The organism is Streptomyces sp. NPDC026246 (assembly GCF_055567995.1).
Genome location: NZ_JBVHPJ010000008.1, coordinates 49,292 through 64,228, shown reverse-complemented (window position 1 = coordinate 64,228; position 14,937 = coordinate 49,292). Strand labels below are relative to the sequence as shown.

The following is a 14,937-nucleotide window of genomic DNA, read 5'->3' as shown; positions in this document are numbered from 1 at the left end:
CGGCGGAGCCGTCGGCGACGGTCCCGCCCCGGGGCGGCCCGCCGGCGGCGGGGTCGTCGCCCGTGCGCCCGAGGTGCCCTGGTTCGCCGGTGGCCGGGTGGTGGTCGGGCGCGGGGGCGGTCCCCGGGGGTCGGTCGTCCGCCCGGTCGTCGGCCGCGGGGGTGTTGTCCGCCGGGTCATTGTCCGCCGGGTCGTTCCCGAGCGGGTCCGTGCCGGTCCCGGCGGCCCCCGGCGGCTTCACAGGCCCGCCGATCGGGCCTCGCCCAGCTCGGTGAGCCGGTCGCGCAGGCGTTCCGCCTCGGCCGGGTCCAGGCCGGGGATGGTCGCGTCGGTCGCCGCGGCGGCCGTGTGCAGCTGCACGCTGGCCAGCCCGAAGTGCCGCTCGACGGGCCCGGAGGTGACCTCCACCAGCTGCATGCGCCCGTACGGCACGACCGTCTCCTCGCGCCACAGCACACCGCGGCTGATCAGCAGGTCGTCGGCGCGCTCGGCGTAGCGCCAGGAACGCCAGTTGCGCTCGATCATCACCCAGCCCCACACGGCGAGGGCCAGCGGCGGCAGCGCGAGGGCGGCCCACGCGGGCCCGGCCAGCAGCCCCGGCACCAGCCCCGCGGCCAGCGTGACCAGCCCGAGCCAGACGACCAGCAGCAGCCGCCGCATCCTGAGCAGTCCGGGCGGCAGGGCGATCCACTCCGGCTCGGGAGCGACCGCCGTCCCATGCGGTCCCGCCGTCGCACTCGGGCTCGCCGTCCCGCCCGGTCCCGCCGTCGCACCCGGGCTCGCCGGCCCGGCCGCCCCGGTGGAGTCCTCCGCCCCCGTCGCGCCCGCCTCGTGCGCACTCCCCGTCTCCATGAGGCCAGCGTACGTACGAGAGACTGTGTCCATGACTCCTACGACGGAGACCACGGTCGGAATCGGCGGCGCCGCGGAGAGCACCGACATGGTGCTCAACATCGGACCGCAGCACCCCTCCACGCACGGCGTGCTGCGGCTGAAGCTCGTCCTGGACGGCGAGCGCATCATGCACGCGGAGCCGGTCATCGGCTACATGCACCGGGGCGCGGAGAAGCTGTTCGAGGCGCGTGACTACCGTCAGATCATCATGCTCGCCAACCGCCACGACTGGCTGTCGGCGTTCTCCAACGAGCTGGGCGTCGTGCTCGCCGTGGAGCGGATGCTCGGCATGGAGGTCCCCGAGCGGGCCGTGTGGCTGCGCACGCTGCTCGCGGAGCTGAACCGGGTGCTCAACCACCTGATGTTCCTCGGCTCGTATCCCCTGGAACTGGGCGGGATCACGCCCATCTTCTACGCGTTCCGCGAGCGCGAGGAGCTCCAGCACGTGATGGAGGAGGTCTCGGGCGGGCGCATCCACTACATGTTCAACCGCGTCGGCGGCCTCAAGGAGGACCTGCCGGCCGGCTGGACCGCACGCGCGCGTACCGCCGTCGCCGACGTCCGCTCCCGCATGGATCGCTTCGACGACCTGGTGCTGGGCAACGAGATCTTCCGCGGCCGCACCCGCGGCGTCGGCGTGCTGTCCGCGCGGGCCGTGCACGCCTACGGCGTCAGCGGGCCGATCGGCCGCGCCTCGGGCGTCGACTTCGACCTGCGCCGCGACGAGCCGTACCTCGCCTACGGCGAGCTCCAGGACACTCTGAAGGTGGTCACCCGGCAGGAGGGCGACTGCCTCGCCCGCTTCGAGTGCCTCCTGGAGCAGACGCACAACGCGCTGGACCTCGCCGACGCCTGCCTCGACCGGCTCGCCGAGCTGCCGCCCGGGCCGGTCAACCAGCGGCTGCCGAAGGTCCTCAAGGCCCCCGAGGGCCACACCTACGCCTGGACCGAGAACCCCCTCGGCATCAACGGCTACTACCTGGTCAGCAAGGGCGAGAAGACCCCGTACCGGCTGAAGCTGCGCTCGGCGTCGTACAACAACATCCAGGCGCTGACGGAACTGCTGCCGGGGACGCTCGTGGCCGACATGGTGGCGATCCTGGGGTCGATGTTCTTCGTCGTGGGAGACATCGACAAGTAGGGGCTCACCCGGTGAACGGGTCGGCGATGCCCACCGGCTGCACCAGCCAGCCGAAGTCGCCCAGTCCGCCCGGCGCGGTCAGCTCGGCGGCCTCACCGGCGCTCGCGAGGGCGCGTACGTATCCCGCGGGGTCGGTCGAGGCGAGCGCGAGCGGAGGGCGTGCGCCGCTCACGCCGAGGGCGTGCAGCGCCTCGCGCTGGGGGAGCAGCCGTCCGCCGGGCAGCGCGCAGGCGTCCAGGGCGACGTGCGCCGTGAGGTCGCAGGAGCCGTCCGGGACGGGCGTGGTCTCGCGTCCGTCCCGGAAGCCGGTCAGCGTCCCGTACGGCGGCCGGGCGTCCGCGGTGTGCGCGTAGTCCACGGCGACGGCGAGCCCCCGCCGGAGCGTCCCGGCCGCCGACGCCCACGCCTCGTCCCGGGGCAGTCCGATCTCGGCGCGCAGCCCTGGCTCGCCGGGCAGCGGCCACCAGCGCTCCAGCCAGCGGGACCCGGCCCCGGAGACCGGGTCCCCGAGCCGCTCCGCGCCGTCCCGCCGGACCAGCACCAGCCGGGCCGTGCCCGTGCCGTCCACCTCCGCGACCTCGACGGGGACGTTGTCCAGCCATTCGTTGGCGAAGAGCAGCCCGGTGACCTCCCCGGGCGGCTCGGCCAGCCACTCGATCCGGTGATCGAGTCCCGAGGGCCGCCCGGCGACCTCGACGGCGCACACGCGCGTGCGCTCCGCCACCTCGGCGGGCAGCGCGGCCAGGACGCCGGCGGCCAGTTCGCCCCGTCCGGCGGCCATGTCGACGAAGTCCAGCACCCCGGGCCGGCCCAGCGCCTCGTCGACCCGGCACAACAGCCGCGCCACGGCCCCGGCGAACAGCGCCGAGGCGTGCACCGAGGTGCGGAAGTGCGCGGCCGGGCCCGCACCAGCCCGCCGGTAGAAGCCCCCCGGCGCGTACAGGGCTTCGTGCGCTGCCGCGCGCCACCCGCGCCACTCGTTGCCGGTTCCCGTCGTCACCGGGCCAGGCTATGCGCACACAACGCACGCAACTCCACCTTGCGGAGTACGCGCGCCCGGTCCGGATCGGCCCTCCGGTTGACCCCTGCACCTATCCCGCTTCCCTACGCTGGGTTACGTGCAGCGCCTCTATGACTTCCTCCGCAGACACCCGACGTGGGTCGACGGCTCCTGGGCCGTGGTCCTCCTCGGGATCTCCCTGGTCGGAGGGGCGACGGGCGTCTTCGGACCCCCCGCCGCCGCCGTTCCGCTCACGGTGCTGCTCTGCCTGGTGATCGCCCTGCGCCGCCGCATGCCGGAGAAGATGCTGCTGCTCGCCGCCGCGGTCGGGGTGGCGCAGCTGATCACCGACGTGGAGATGAGCCCCGCCGACTTCGCCATGCTGGTGATCGTCTACACGGTGGCGGCGGAGGGCGCGCGCTGGGCCTCGCGCTTCGCGCTGGGCGCCGGACTGTGCGCCGCTCCGGTGGCCCACCTGCGCTGGCCGAACGAGCAGAACGGCGTCGCGGCCAACATCGCCGCGGCCGTCTTCATGACGGTGCCGTTCGCGCTGGCCTGGGTGCTCGGCGACTCCATCCGCACCCGTCGCGCCTACTTCGCGCAGCTGGAGGAGCGGGCCGCCCGGCTGGAGAAGGAGCGCGAGGCGCAGTCCAAGGTCGCGGTCGCCGCGGAACGGGCCCGCATCGCGCGTGAGTTGCACGACGTCGTCGCGCACAACGTCTCGGTGATGGTGGTCCAGGCCGACGGCGCCGCCTACGTCCTCGACGCCGCCCCCGACCAGGCGAAGAAGGCCCTGGAGACCATCTCCTCCACCGGCCGCCAGGCCCTTGCCGAGATGCGCCGCCTGCTCGGAGTGCTGCGCACCGGGGAGCACCAGGAGGCCGGCGAGTACGTGCCGCAGCCGGACGTGCAGCAGATCGAGGACCTCGTCGAGCAGTGCCGCGGGTCGGGCCTGCCGGTCGACTTCAAGGTCGAGGGCACGCCCCGGCCGCTGCCCAGCGGCGTCGAGCTCACCGCCTACCGCATCGTGCAGGAGGCGCTCACCAACACCCGCAAGCACGGCGGTCCCAACGCGGGCGCCAGCGTGCGCCTGGTGTACTTCGACGACGGTCTCGGCCTGCTCGTCGAGGACGACGGCAAGGGCGCCCCGCACGAGCTGTACGAGGAGGGCGGGTTCGACGGTCAGGGCCACGGCCTGATCGGCATGCGCGAGCGGGTCGGCATGGTCGGCGGCACCCTGGACGCGGGCCCGCGCCCCGGCGGAGGATTCCGCATCAGTGCCCTGCTCCCGCTCAAAGCCGCGCACTGACGCCGCCGCACGCCCTTCGCTGACACCTGTCACGCCCCGGGAAACGCCCCGGAATGCCCCACATCCCACCCCTCATGAACCGTTCTGACGACATGGAAGAGGCCCCGATGACGATCCGCGTGATGCTCGTCGACGACCAGGTGCTGCTGCGCACCGGATTCCGGATGGTGCTCGCCGCCCAGCCGGACATGGAAGTCGTCGCGGAGGCGGGCGACGGCGTCGAGGCCCTGCAGGCGCTGCGCGCCACCCAGGTCGACGTGGTGCTGATGGACGTGCGCATGCCGAAGCTGGACGGTGTGGAGACCACGCGCCGGATCTGCGCGGACACCGACCCGCCGAAGGTCCTCATCCTGACCACCTTCGACCTCGACGAGTACGCCTTCTCCGGGCTGAAGGCGGGCGCCTCCGGCTTCATGCTCAAGGACGTGCCCCCGGGCGAGCTGCTCACCGCTATCCGGTCCGTGCACAGCGGTGACGCGGTCGTCGCCCCCTCCACCACCCGGCGGCTGCTGGACCGCTTCGCGCCGATGCTGCCGAGCACCGCGCAGCAGCCCCGGCACAAGGAGCTGGAGCGGCTCACCGACCGGGAGCGTGAGGTGATGGTGCTGGTCGCGCAGGGCCTGTCCAACGGCGAGATCGCGGCCCGCCTGGTGCTCTCCGAGGCGACCGTGAAGACGCACGTCGGCCGCATCCTGACCAAGCTGGGCCTCAGGGACCGCGTGCAGGTCGTCGTGCTGGCCTACGAGACGGGACTGGTCCGGGCGGGCGGGCACGGCTGAGCCGCCCGCGGGCAGCCGGCCGGAGCGCCCGCTACCTGAGGATCCCCTCCAGGAACTCGCTGCCGAGCCGGGCCACCACCGTGACGTCCAGCTGGTGCAGCACGTAACGCCCGCGGCGGCGCGTGGTCAGCAGGCCCGCCTTCTTCAGCAGGGCCAGGTGCCGGGATATCTCCGGGGCGGTCATGCCCAGCACCTGCGCCAGCTCGCCCGTGGTGTAGGCGCTGCGGGCCAGGAAGCGGCAGATGCGCATGCGCACGGGGTGGGACAGGGCGGTCATGCGCAGCGCCAGCTGCTCGAGGCTGGGCGGGGCGGCCAGCTCGGGGGAGCCGACCGGGTAGTGCAGCACCGGCTGCCAGCCGTGGCGGTGCAGGACCATCAGGTGCGGCCAGCCCAGGCTGGTCGGCACGAGCAGCAGCCCGCCCTCGCCGGTGGTCGTGACGTCGTCCCCGCCCAGCTTGTCGACGGTGAGGCGGGTGCCCGCCGGGTCGAGCGTGATCGCCCGGGAGACCGCGGCCATCATGCCGGGCAGGCCCTTGTGCCGCAGCAGGTCCGTCTTGTGCCGGGCGTCGGCGGCGAGCTGGTGGCGCAGCCGGCCCCACGCCTCCGCGAAGAACGCCTCGTCGCAGTCCCGCAGGAACTGCCGCAGCCAGGCCCGGATCGCGGGCGGGTCGCCCAGCAGCCGCTCGGTGAAACGCAGTTGCTGGGGTCCGCGTGCGGCCGCCAGCTCCAGCGCCCGGCGGCGCACCCCCGGGTCGGACAGCGGGGTGGGCCCGCACGTGCCGTAGCCGACGGCGCAGGTGAACTCCAGCGCCGCGTCGACGAACTGCTCGTCCGACAGCTTGTCGAGCTGGTCCAGCTCCTCGGCGAGGGTGCCGCCCGGCAGCGTCCCGCTCTCCGGCAGACCCGCCCACGGCATGAACAGGTCCGAGAACGTCGACCGCCACAGGAAGTCGGCCTCGCACATCCGGTCCGCCAGATGCGGGTCGAGCCGCGCGCTCACGCCCGTCACCCAGCCCTGCAGGCCGGGGTGGTGCGCGGGCTCGGACAGCGCGTGCAGCGCCATGCCCAGCTCGGCCAGGGGTGAGGGGACGACGGCGACCCTCTCCGGCCGCAGCCCGGCGATGTCGATGTGCACGCTCATGACCTCATGGTGCACCCCGCCACCGACAACGCTCCCGACGATTGACGGCCGCCGTCAATCGACGCGACGGCGCCCCGGGCGGGGGCGCACGGTGGAGGCACCGGGGCAGCCGCGGAGCCTTCGGACCTCCATCACCCCGTCCCGCAGAGGCGATCCGTCATGAGCATCACGCAGCAGTACCTCCTCGACACCTACCGCGCCCGCTCCCTGGGCGACGCGGCCCCGCCCGCACCGGGCACGCACGACTGGCAGGTCGTGCGGGAGTGGCGCGACGAACGGCAGTTCCGGGCGGTCCTGGCCGGACGCCCGGTCCGCCACCGCCTCCGGGGCGCCCTGGCACGGTGGCGCAGGCGCCCCGCCCGGCCCGCCTGAGCCGCTCAGCGAGGCTGCGGCCGCTCCGGCAGCCGCGCCGCGAAGGCGGCCACCGCCGCCCGCACGTCCTCGGCGGTCCACTCCAGACCGGCGGCCCGCACGTGCACCTCGGTGTACGACAGTCCCGGGCCGCCCCGGGTCCAGCCGGCGCCGAACAGCACCACGCCCGTCTCCTCGGCCGTCCGCACCGCCGCCTCGCCCGCGACGTCCGCCTCGTAGGGCAGCCACACCTGGAAGTCGTGGGTGTGCGGCACCTCCGGGTGCACCCGCGCCCAGGGCAGCCCGGCGGCGGCGAAGCCCTCGCGCAGGGCGGCGGCCACCACGCGCGCGTGGGCGACGTACTCCGGCAGCCGGGGCAGCTCGCGCTCCAGGCCGGCGAGCACCGACAGGACGGTCGGGAACTGCTGGAAGACCTGCCCTCCGTAGCGGTGCCGCCAGACCTTGGCCTCCTCCACCAGCGCCCTCGGCCCGGCCAGGGCGGCGCCGCCGAACGCCTCCAGCGACTTGTAGAACGACACGTAGACGCTGTCGGCCAGGCCCGCGATCTCCGCCAGGGGCCGGCCGAAGTGCACGGTGGACTCCCACAGCCGGGCCCCGTCGAAGTGCACCACCGCGTCCCGCTCCCGGGCGGCCTCGACGACTTCGGTGAGCTCCTCCCAGGAGGGCAGCACGAAACCGGCGTCCCGCAGCGGCAGTTCCAGCATCAGGGCGCCGAAGGGCTCCTCGAAGTCGCGCACCTCGGCGGCGGTCGGCAGCCGCGGCTCACTCGTCACACGCACCGGGCGCAGCCCGCCGACCTCGCGCAGCGCGTCGCGCTCGTGCACCTCGGGATGGCTGAGCCCGTGCACGGCGACCGTCCGGTCGCCGGTGCGCCCCGCCCAGCAGCGCAGGGCCACCTGCTGCGCCATCGTGCCCGTCGGGAAGAACGCGGCGGCCTCCGTGCCGAGCAGCCCGGCGACCTTCCGCTCCAGGGCCTCGACGACGCCGTCGCCGTAGACGTCGGACGACTCGTCCAGGTCGTGGATTTGCCCCGCGTCCTCCAGCAGCGCCAGGCGCTCGCGGAGCGTGCGGTGGAAGCCGAAGCGGGCGAACACCCGCCGTGCGCCGCGGTGGGCGGCCAGCCGCCGCTCCCGCAGCCCCGGCCCCTGCGCGTCCCGGTCCCGCTCGTGCTCCTGCTCCGCCGCCCGTCCGTCGTGCTCCGCCGTGTCAGTCATGCTCCGGATCCTCCCTCGCGCGCGTGCGGCCGGGCACCCGCATTTCCCGCGACCGTCCGCCGCGTCCGCGGGCGAGGCCCGGGGCCCGGCCGGTGTGCACAGCCTGTGGACGGCCGGACGCCCCGCCGACCGATAGCGTTAACATGACGAGAAATCGTCCGGTACCCGGAGCGGACTGGAACGGGAAGGCCGCCGTCGAGTGAACACACCCCCACAGCCAGACCCCAAGGACCGCCCCGCGCGGCTCACCGTCGGCGTCATCGGCGCCGGGCGCGTCGGCCCCGCTCTGGCGGCGTCCCTCCAGCTCGCCGGGCACCGGCCGGTCGCCGTCTCCGCGGTCTCCGAGCGCTCCCGGCGCCGCGCCGCCGAGCTGCTGCCCGACGTGCCGGTGCTGCCGCCCGCCGAGGTCCTGGAGCGCTCCGACCTCGTGCTGCTGACGGTCCCCGACGACGCCCTGCCCGGCCTGGTCTCCGGCCTCGCCGACACCGGGTCCGTCCGGCCGGGCCAGCTGCTCGTCCACACCTCCGGGCGGTACGGGGCGCGCGTCCTCGACCCGGCCCTGCGCGCCGGGGCCCTGCCGCTCGCCCTGCACCCCGCGATGACCTTCACCGGCACGCCCGTGGACGTCCAGCGCCTGGCCGGCTGCTCCTTCGGCGTCACCGCCCCCGAGGAGCTGCGCCTGGCCGCCGAGGCCCTGGTCATCGAGATGGGCGGCGAGCCGGAGTGGATCGCCGAGGAGAACCGCCCGCTCTACCACGCGGCCCTCGCCCTGGGCGCCAACCACCTGGTCACCCTGGTCGCCCAGTCCATGGAACTGCTGCGCACCGCCGGGGTCTCCGCCCCCGACCGGATGCTCGGACCGCTGCTCGGCGCGGCCCTGGACAACGCCCTGCGCTCCGGTGACGCCGCCCTGACCGGCCCCGTCGCGCGCGGGGACGCGGGCACGGTCGCCGCGCACGTCACCGAGCTGCGCCGGCACGCCCCGCAGACCGTCGCCGGCTACCTGGCGATGGCCCGCGCCACCGCCGACCGTGCCCTCGCGCACGGCATGCTGAAGCCGGAACTCGCCGAGGACCTCCTGGGGGTACTCGCCCAGCGGACCGACGGCACCGAAGGGGACGCCCGATGACCACCACCCTGCTGCGCACCGCCGGTGAACTGCACGCACGCGTGCGTGAGGGCCGCCGCGCCGTGGTGATGACCATGGGCGCGCTGCACGAGGGCCACGCCACGCTCGTGCGCACCGCGCGCGAGATGGCCGGTCCGGACGGCGAGGTCGTCGTCACCGTGTTCGTCAACCCGCTGCAGTTCGGCGCGGGCGAGGACCTCGACCGCTACCCGCGCACCCTGGACGCCGACCTCGCGCTGGCCGGGCGGTCCGGCGCGGACGTCGTGTTCGCCCCGGCCGTCGAGGAGGTCTACCCGGGCGGCGAGCCCCAGGTCCGCATCAGCGCGGGACCGATGGGCGAGCGCCTGGAGGGCTCCTCCCGGCCGGGCCACTTCGACGGCATGCTCACCGTCGTCGCCAAGCTGCTGCACCTCACCCGCCCGGACATCGCCCTGTACGGCCAGAAGGACGCCCAGCAGCTCGCCCTGATCCGCCGCATGGTGCGGGACCTGAACTTCGGCGTGGAGATCGCCGGCGTCCCCACCGTCCGCGAGGAGGACGGACTGGCCCTCTCCAGCCGCAACCGCTACCTGTCGGCCCCCGAGCGGCGCACGGCCCTGGCCCTGTCCCGGGCCCTGTTCGCGGGCCGGGACCGGCACGCCGCGCAGGAGGCGCTGCGTGCCCGGGCCCGGGAGGTGCCCGCCACCCGCGCGCGGGCCGAGGCGCTCAGCGCCCTCGGCGAGTCCCGCGCGGCGGCCGACACCCACGCCGTCGCCACGGCCGCCCCGGGCCGACCCGCGGCCGTCCGCGCGGCCGCCCGCCAGGTGCTGGACGAGGCCGCCCGCCTCGACCCGCCCCTGAAGCTGGACTACCTCGCCCTGGTCGACCCGTCCGACTTCACCGAGATCGGCGAGGACTTCACCGGTGAGGCGGTCCTCGCCGTCGCCGCCCGGGTCGGCACCACCCGGCTGATCGACAACATCCCGCTCACCTTCGGAACCCTCGGAGCCGCCTCGTGACCACCACAGGCATACGACTGCACGCCCCCGCCCCCGGGTGGTCCCTCACCGCGGACGTGGTCGTCGTCGGTTCCGGGGTCGCCGGCCTGACCGCCGCCCTGCGTTGCGAGGCCGCGGGGCTGCGCACCGTGGTGGTCACCAAGGCCCGGCTCGACGACGGCTCCACCCGCTGGGCCCAGGGCGGCATCGCCGCGGCGCTCGGCGAGGGCGACACCCCCGAGCAGCACCTGGAGGACACCCTGGTCGCCGGGGCGGGCCTGTGCGACGAGGAGGCGGTCCGCATCCTCGTCACCGAGGGGCCCGACGCCGTGCGCCGCCTCATCGGGACCGGCGCCCGGTTCGACGCGTCCCCCGCGGGCGAACTGGAACTGACCCGCGAGGGCGGGCACCACCGCCGCCGCATCGCCCACGCGGGCGGTGACGCCACCGGCGCCGAGATCTCCCGCGCCCTGGTCGAGGCGGTCCGCGAGCGCGGCATGCGCACCGTGGAGAACGCGCTCGTCCTGGACCTCCTCACCGACGCCGAGGGGCGCACGGCGGGTGTGACCCTGCACGTCATGGGGGAGGGCCAGCACGACGGGGTCGGCGCCGTCCACGCCCCCGCGGTGGTCCTGGCCACCGGCGGCATGGGCCAGGTCTTCTCCGCCACCACCAACCCGTCGGTCTCCACCGGCGACGGCGTGGCCCTGGCCCTGCGCGCGGGCGCCGAGGTCAGCGACCTGGAGTTCGTCCAGTTCCACCCCACGGTCCTCTTCCTCGGCCCGGACGCCGAGGGCCAGCAGCCGCTGGTGTCCGAGGCCGTGCGCGGCGAGGGCGCCCACCTGGTCGACGCCGACGGCGTGCGCTTCATGCTGGGGCAGCACGAACTGGCCGAGCTCGCCCCCCGCGACATCGTCGCCAAGGGCATCACGCGCCGCATGCAGGAGCGCGGCGCCGAGCACATGTACCTCGACGCCCGGCACTTCGGCGCCGAGATGTGGGAGCGCCGCTTCCCGACGATCCTCGCCGCCTGCCGCGCCCACGGCATCGACCCGGTCACCGAGCCCGTCCCGGTCGCCCCGGCCGCCCACTACGCCTCCGGCGGCGTACGCACCGACTCCCACGGCCGTACGACCGTGCCCGGCCTGTACGCGTGCGGCGAGGTCGCCTGCACCGGCGTGCACGGCGCCAACCGCCTCGCCTCCAACAGCCTCCTGGAGGGCCTGGTCTACGCCGAGCGCATCGCCGCCGACATCGCCGCGACCGGCCGGCACGCGCGCGTGCCGCGCCCCCTGCCGCACCCCGAGATCCCCGAGCACCCCCTGCAGAGCCCCGAGGCCCGCCTCACGATCCAGCGGATCATGACGAACGGCGCGGGCGTCCTGCGCTCCGCCGACTCGCTGACCCGCGCCGCCGACCAGCTGGAGCGGCTGCACGCGGACGCCCGGGAGGCCCTCACCGAGCACGGCAAGACGGCCGAGCCCGGCACCGACACCTGGGAGGCCACGAACCTGCTGTGCGTGGCCCGCGTCCTGGTCGCCGCCGCCCGGCAGCGCGAGGAGACCCGGGGCTGCCACTGGCGCGAGGACCGCCCCGAGCGCGACGACACGGCCTGGCGCCGCCACATCGTCGTACGCCTCAACCCCGACCGCACGCTGGCCGTGCACACCACGGACACCACACACTTCCCTACGACTTGCCCGCCCCAGGCCCCCCAGGAGCAGTGACCGACGTGAGCACCCACGACCTTCCCCTCGCCCCGTCCGGAGGCTGCGGCGACGGCTGCGCCTGCGGCGCGGACGACGAGGCGTACCTGGAGTGCGGGCTGGACCCCGCGCTCGCCCAGCTCCTGGCCGACGCCGGCCTCGACCCCGTCGAGGTCGAGGACATCGCCAACGTGGCCCTCCAGGAGGACCTGGCGCACGGCGTGGACGTGACCACGGTCGCGACCATCCCCGAGGACGCGGTGGCCACCGCCGACTTCACCGCCCGCGAGGCGGGCGTCGTGGCCGGACTGCGCGTCGCCGAGGCGGTCGTCTCGGTCGTCTGCGAGGAGGAGCTGGAGATCGAGCGGCACGCGGAGGACGGCGACCGCGTGGAGGCGGGCCAGAAGCTGCTCTCGGTCACCACCCGCACCCGCGACCTGCTCACGGCCGAGCGCAGCGCGCTGAACATCCTGTGCCGCCTGTCGGGCGTCGCCACCGCCACGCGCGCGTGGGCGGACGCCCTGGACGGCACGAAGGCCAAGGTCCGTGACACCCGCAAGACGACCCCGGGCCTGCGCAGTCTGGAGAAGTACGCGGTCCGCTGCGGCGGCGGCGTCAACCACCGCATGTCGCTGTCGGACGCGGCCCTGGTCAAGGACAACCACGTGGTCGCCGCGGGCGGCGTCGCCGAGGCCTTCCGGGCGGTGCGCGAACGCTTCCCCGAGGTGCCCATCGAGGTCGAGGTCGACACCCTGCACCAGCTCCGCGAGGTGCTGGACGCCGGCGCCGACCTGATCCTGCTGGACAACTTCACGCCCGCCGAGTGCGAGGAGGCCGTCGCGATCGTCCAGGGCCGCGCCGCCCTGGAGGCCTCCGGCCGCCTCACCCTCGGCAACGCCCGGGCGTACGCGGACACCGGCGTCGACTACCTCGCCGTCGGAGCCCTCACCCACTCCTCGCCGATCCTGGACATCGGCCTGGACCTGCGGCCGGCGGAGTAGGGGAGCGGGTAGGGCCATGCTGCTGACGATCGACGTAGGAAACACCCACACCGTCCTCGGCCTGTTCGACGGCGACGAGATCGTCGAACACTGGCGCATCTCCACGGACGCGCGCCGCACCGCCGACGAACTCGCGGTCCTCCTCCAGGGCCTGATGGGCATGCACCCGCTGCTGGGCGACGAACTGGGCGACGGCATCGACGGCATCGCCATCTGCGCGACCGTCCCCTCGGTCCTGCACGAACTGCGCGAGGTGACCCGCCGCTACTACGGCGACGTGCCGGCGGTGCTGGTCGAACCCGGCGTGAAGACCGGCGTCCCGATCCTCATGGACAACCCCAAGGAGGTCGGCGCGGACCGCATCATCAACGCGGTCGCGGCGGTCGAGCTCTACGGCGGCCCCGCGATCGTCGTCGACTTCGGCACGGCGACGACGTTCGACGCGGTCAGCGCGCGCGGCGAGTACGTCGGCGGCGTCATCGCCCCCGGCATCGAGATCTCCGTCGAGGCCCTCGGCGTCCGCGGCGCCCAGCTCCGCAAGATCGAGGTGGCCCGGCCGCGCAGCGTCATCGGCAAGAACACGGTCGAGGCGATGCAGTCGGGCATCGTCTACGGGTTCGCCGGCCAGGTGGACGGCGTCGTCAACCGCGTGGCCCGCGAGCTGGCGGAGGACCCCGACGACGTCACCGTCATCGCGACGGGCGGCCTGGCCCCGATGGTCCTGGGCGAGTCCTCGGTCATCGACGAGCACGAGCCGTGGCTGACCCTCATCGGCCTGCGCCTGGTGTACGAGCGGAACGTGTCCCGTATGTGACGGCCGGGCGCCGCGGCGAGGCAACGGCCCCCGGGCACGAACGCCGCCCCGCGGCTCCGGCCCGGGGAGCCGCAGCAAGGTCGCCATCCTGCGCCTTCCACGCCCCGGGGCCCGGCTCGCAGCCCGCTCAGGCCACCCTGGGGGCCGAACTGCTCCGTCGCGCCATGGGCTGCGGCTCGCAGCTCGGTCCGCCGAGGCTGCGCTCGGGCGCGGCGAGTCTTGCCGCTCACGGGGCGCGTCCCGGGCCCCGGCACGCAGCTCGGTCAGGCCGCCCTGCGGGGCGGGAGCGCTCCGTCGCGCCCTGACGCTCGTCCGGTGCCTCTTGGGGCCCGGTTCGCAGCCGGGTCAGGCGACGCTGAGGGGCGGGAGCGCTGCGGCGCCTCCCGGGCCTGGTTCGTAGCTGGGCAGGCGGCCACCATGCGGCGGCTGAGCGCTCCAGTGCCTCCTGCCGCCCCTCCGGCGCCTCCTGGGGCCCGGTGCGCAGCCGGGTCAGGCGACGCTGAGGGGCGGAGTGCTCCCATGCCTCCTGCCGCTCGCCCTCGCCGCCTGGATGGCCCTCCGTGTCGCCGCCCGGCCGGGCACGACGGCGGGTTCCCGACCCCGTCGCGGCGCCCGGGGGAGAGGCGACATGACGGAGACCCGGCGCCACCCCACAGCGCCGGGACGGCCCCCGCCACTGCCGAGCCGGCGCGGTACCCGTGTCCGTCCAGCCGGGTGGTTGCCCCCGCCACACCCGCCCGCTATGCGTGATTTGTCTGATTAGCGCGTATCGTCGCCGCATGCCCACGCCCTACGGATCCCGCGGCGGCATGGCGTTCGGCCCGGAGGAGCTGCGTGTGCTCCGCCGCGCTCTCGCCCTCGCCCTCCATCCCGCCCCCGCCACGCCCGACGACGTCCGCGACTGTCTCCGCCTCGCGGAGTCGCTGGACGAGGCCCAGCGGGAGGGAGCCAGGCTGCGCGCCTTCCTCGTGGCCGACCTGGGCCGCTACCGCGCAGCCCTCCCCGGCACCGCGGCCGGCTACCTCACCCTGCTGGACGAGGCGCTGGCCGCCGGTCACCGCCCCGGCCCCGACGACCTGGCCGCGCTGCGCGCCCTGCGCGGCAACCCCGCGGCGGCGGCCCTCCTGGACCGGTGCGCGACCACCCCGGCCGCCCGCACCGCCCCGGCCGCGGCGCTGACGGCCACCGTCCCGGCCTCACGCACGCGCGGGCGCACCCGCACCGCCGGCGCCGCCCGCCTCCTGGCCCTCCCCGGCGGCGTCGGCCGGCAGCCGGAGAAGAAGCCCGCGCGCAAGCCGGACCCCGCCAAGCCCGCTCCCACACCCTCCCCGGCCCCCGGCCCCGGCACCCCGAAGCCCCCCCGTCCGATCCCCACCCCGGGCGAGGTCTTCCCGCGCCGCAAGCCCACCCCGCCACCCCCGCCGAACCCCCAGCAGCTCGCCGCCGGCTGACGGCTACCC

14 protein-coding genes are annotated in these 14,937 nt (G+C 75.2%); 10 read left to right on the top strand and 4 right to left on the bottom strand.

All coding sequences use genetic code 11. The features are described from left to right. Positions 1-237: 237 nt before the first annotated feature. Complete coding sequence (locus ACZ4M5_RS20835; protein ID WP_467738867.1) at positions 238-852, bottom strand: PH domain-containing protein; 615 nt, start codon at positions 850-852, stop codon at positions 238-240. A 31-nt stretch (positions 853-883) separates the two neighbouring features. Here ACZ4M5_RS20835 and ACZ4M5_RS20830 point away from each other — a divergent pair, with 31 nt between their 5' ends. Next, entirely contained in the window at positions 884-2,035 is a 1,152-nt protein-coding gene (locus ACZ4M5_RS20830) for an NADH-quinone oxidoreductase subunit D (RefSeq protein ID WP_467738865.1), read from the top strand. Positions 2,036-2,039: 4 nt separating this feature from the next. Here ACZ4M5_RS20830 and ACZ4M5_RS20825 read toward each other — a convergent pair whose 3' ends face one another. Then, a complete protein-coding gene (locus ACZ4M5_RS20825; RefSeq protein ID WP_467738863.1) occupies positions 2,040-3,035 on the bottom strand; it encodes an SAM-dependent methyltransferase in 996 nt (331 codons plus the stop codon). Positions 3,036-3,153: 118 nt separating this feature from the next. Here ACZ4M5_RS20825 and ACZ4M5_RS20820 point away from each other — a divergent pair, with 118 nt between their 5' ends. Continuing rightward, positions 3,154-4,344 carry a sensor histidine kinase gene (locus ACZ4M5_RS20820; RefSeq protein ID WP_467738861.1) on the top strand — a complete coding sequence of 397 codons (1,191 nt, stop codon included), beginning with the start codon at positions 3,154-3,156 and terminating at the stop codon, positions 4,342-4,344. A gap of 107 nt (positions 4,345-4,451) precedes the next feature. After that, entirely contained in the window at positions 4,452-5,123 is a 672-nt protein-coding gene (locus tag ACZ4M5_RS20815; RefSeq protein ID WP_369198854.1) for a response regulator transcription factor, read from the top strand. A 31-nt stretch (positions 5,124-5,154) separates the two neighbouring features. Here ACZ4M5_RS20815 and ACZ4M5_RS20810 read toward each other — a convergent pair whose 3' ends face one another. Beyond that, complete coding sequence (locus tag ACZ4M5_RS20810; protein ID WP_467738859.1) at positions 5,155-6,264, bottom strand: DUF5937 family protein; 1,110 nt, start codon at positions 6,262-6,264, stop codon at positions 5,155-5,157. A gap of 159 nt (positions 6,265-6,423) precedes the next feature. On the opposite strand from ACZ4M5_RS20810, the gene ACZ4M5_RS20805 reads away from it, so the two are divergent. Next, positions 6,424-6,636 carry a hypothetical protein gene (locus ACZ4M5_RS20805; protein WP_467738857.1) on the top strand — a complete coding sequence of 71 codons (213 nt, stop codon included), beginning with the start codon at positions 6,424-6,426 and terminating at the stop codon, positions 6,634-6,636. Between the two features lie 5 nt (positions 6,637-6,641). On the opposite strand, the gene ACZ4M5_RS20800 is transcribed toward ACZ4M5_RS20805, so the two are convergent. Continuing rightward, positions 6,642-7,850 carry a threonine aldolase family protein gene (locus tag ACZ4M5_RS20800; RefSeq protein ID WP_467738855.1) on the bottom strand — a complete coding sequence of 403 codons (1,209 nt, stop codon included), beginning with the start codon at positions 7,848-7,850 and terminating at the stop codon, positions 6,642-6,644. 199 nt (positions 7,851-8,049) lie between these two features. Between ACZ4M5_RS20800 and ACZ4M5_RS20795 the strand changes: the two genes are divergently transcribed. The 6 genes from ACZ4M5_RS20795 to ACZ4M5_RS20770 all read left to right on the top strand — a co-directional run bounded on the left by ACZ4M5_RS20795 (position 8,050) and on the right by ACZ4M5_RS20770 (position 14,928). Next, complete coding sequence (locus tag ACZ4M5_RS20795; protein WP_467738853.1) at positions 8,050-8,979, top strand: Rossmann-like and DUF2520 domain-containing protein; 930 nt, start codon at positions 8,050-8,052, stop codon at positions 8,977-8,979. Beyond that, entirely contained in the window at positions 8,976-9,977 is a 1,002-nt protein-coding gene (gene panC / locus ACZ4M5_RS20790) for a pantoate--beta-alanine ligase (protein ID WP_467738851.1), read from the top strand. The genes ACZ4M5_RS20795 and panC overlap by 4 nt, the downstream gene beginning before the upstream one ends. Continuing rightward, positions 9,974-11,683 (top strand): L-aspartate oxidase, encoded by a 1,710-nt coding sequence (locus ACZ4M5_RS20785; RefSeq protein ID WP_467738849.1) that lies wholly within the window; start codon positions 9,974-9,976, stop codon positions 11,681-11,683. The genes panC and ACZ4M5_RS20785 overlap by 4 nt, the downstream gene beginning before the upstream one ends. A gap of 5 nt (positions 11,684-11,688) precedes the next feature. After that, on the top strand, positions 11,689-12,663 hold the full coding sequence (nadC, locus tag ACZ4M5_RS20780) for a carboxylating nicotinate-nucleotide diphosphorylase (protein ID WP_467738847.1): 975 nt from the start codon (positions 11,689-11,691) through the stop codon (positions 12,661-12,663). Positions 12,664-12,679: 16 nt separating this feature from the next. After that, on the top strand, positions 12,680-13,477 hold the full coding sequence (locus ACZ4M5_RS20775; RefSeq protein ID WP_369198862.1) for a type III pantothenate kinase: 798 nt from the start codon (positions 12,680-12,682) through the stop codon (positions 13,475-13,477). A 779-nt stretch (positions 13,478-14,256) separates the two neighbouring features. Further along, on the top strand, positions 14,257-14,928 hold the full coding sequence (locus ACZ4M5_RS20770; RefSeq protein ID WP_467738844.1) for a hypothetical protein: 672 nt from the start codon (positions 14,257-14,259) through the stop codon (positions 14,926-14,928). Positions 14,929-14,937: the final 9 nt, after the last annotated feature.

Coding starts and splice junctions, on each gene's coding strand:
- ACZ4M5_RS20835 (WP_467738867.1), bottom strand. CDS start 852: ATGGAGACGGGGAGTGCGCACGAGGCGGGCGCGACGGGGGCGGAGGAC.
- ACZ4M5_RS20830 (WP_467738865.1), top strand. CDS start 884: ATGACTCCTACGACGGAGACCACGGTCGGAATCGGCGGCGCCGCGGAG.
- ACZ4M5_RS20815 (WP_369198854.1), top strand. CDS start 4,452: ATGACGATCCGCGTGATGCTCGTCGACGACCAGGTGCTGCTGCGCACC.
- ACZ4M5_RS20810 (WP_467738859.1), bottom strand. CDS start 6,264: ATGAGCGTGCACATCGACATCGCCGGGCTGCGGCCGGAGAGGGTCGCC.
- ACZ4M5_RS20805 (WP_467738857.1), top strand. CDS start 6,424: ATGAGCATCACGCAGCAGTACCTCCTCGACACCTACCGCGCCCGCTCC.
- ACZ4M5_RS20800 (WP_467738855.1), bottom strand. CDS start 7,850: ATGACTGACACGGCGGAGCACGACGGACGGGCGGCGGAGCAGGAGCAC.
- panC (WP_467738851.1), top strand. CDS start 8,976: ATGACCACCACCCTGCTGCGCACCGCCGGTGAACTGCACGCACGCGTG.
- ACZ4M5_RS20775 (WP_369198862.1), top strand. CDS start 12,680: ATGCTGCTGACGATCGACGTAGGAAACACCCACACCGTCCTCGGCCTG.
- ACZ4M5_RS20770 (WP_467738844.1), top strand. CDS start 14,257: ATGCCCACGCCCTACGGATCCCGCGGCGGCATGGCGTTCGGCCCGGAG.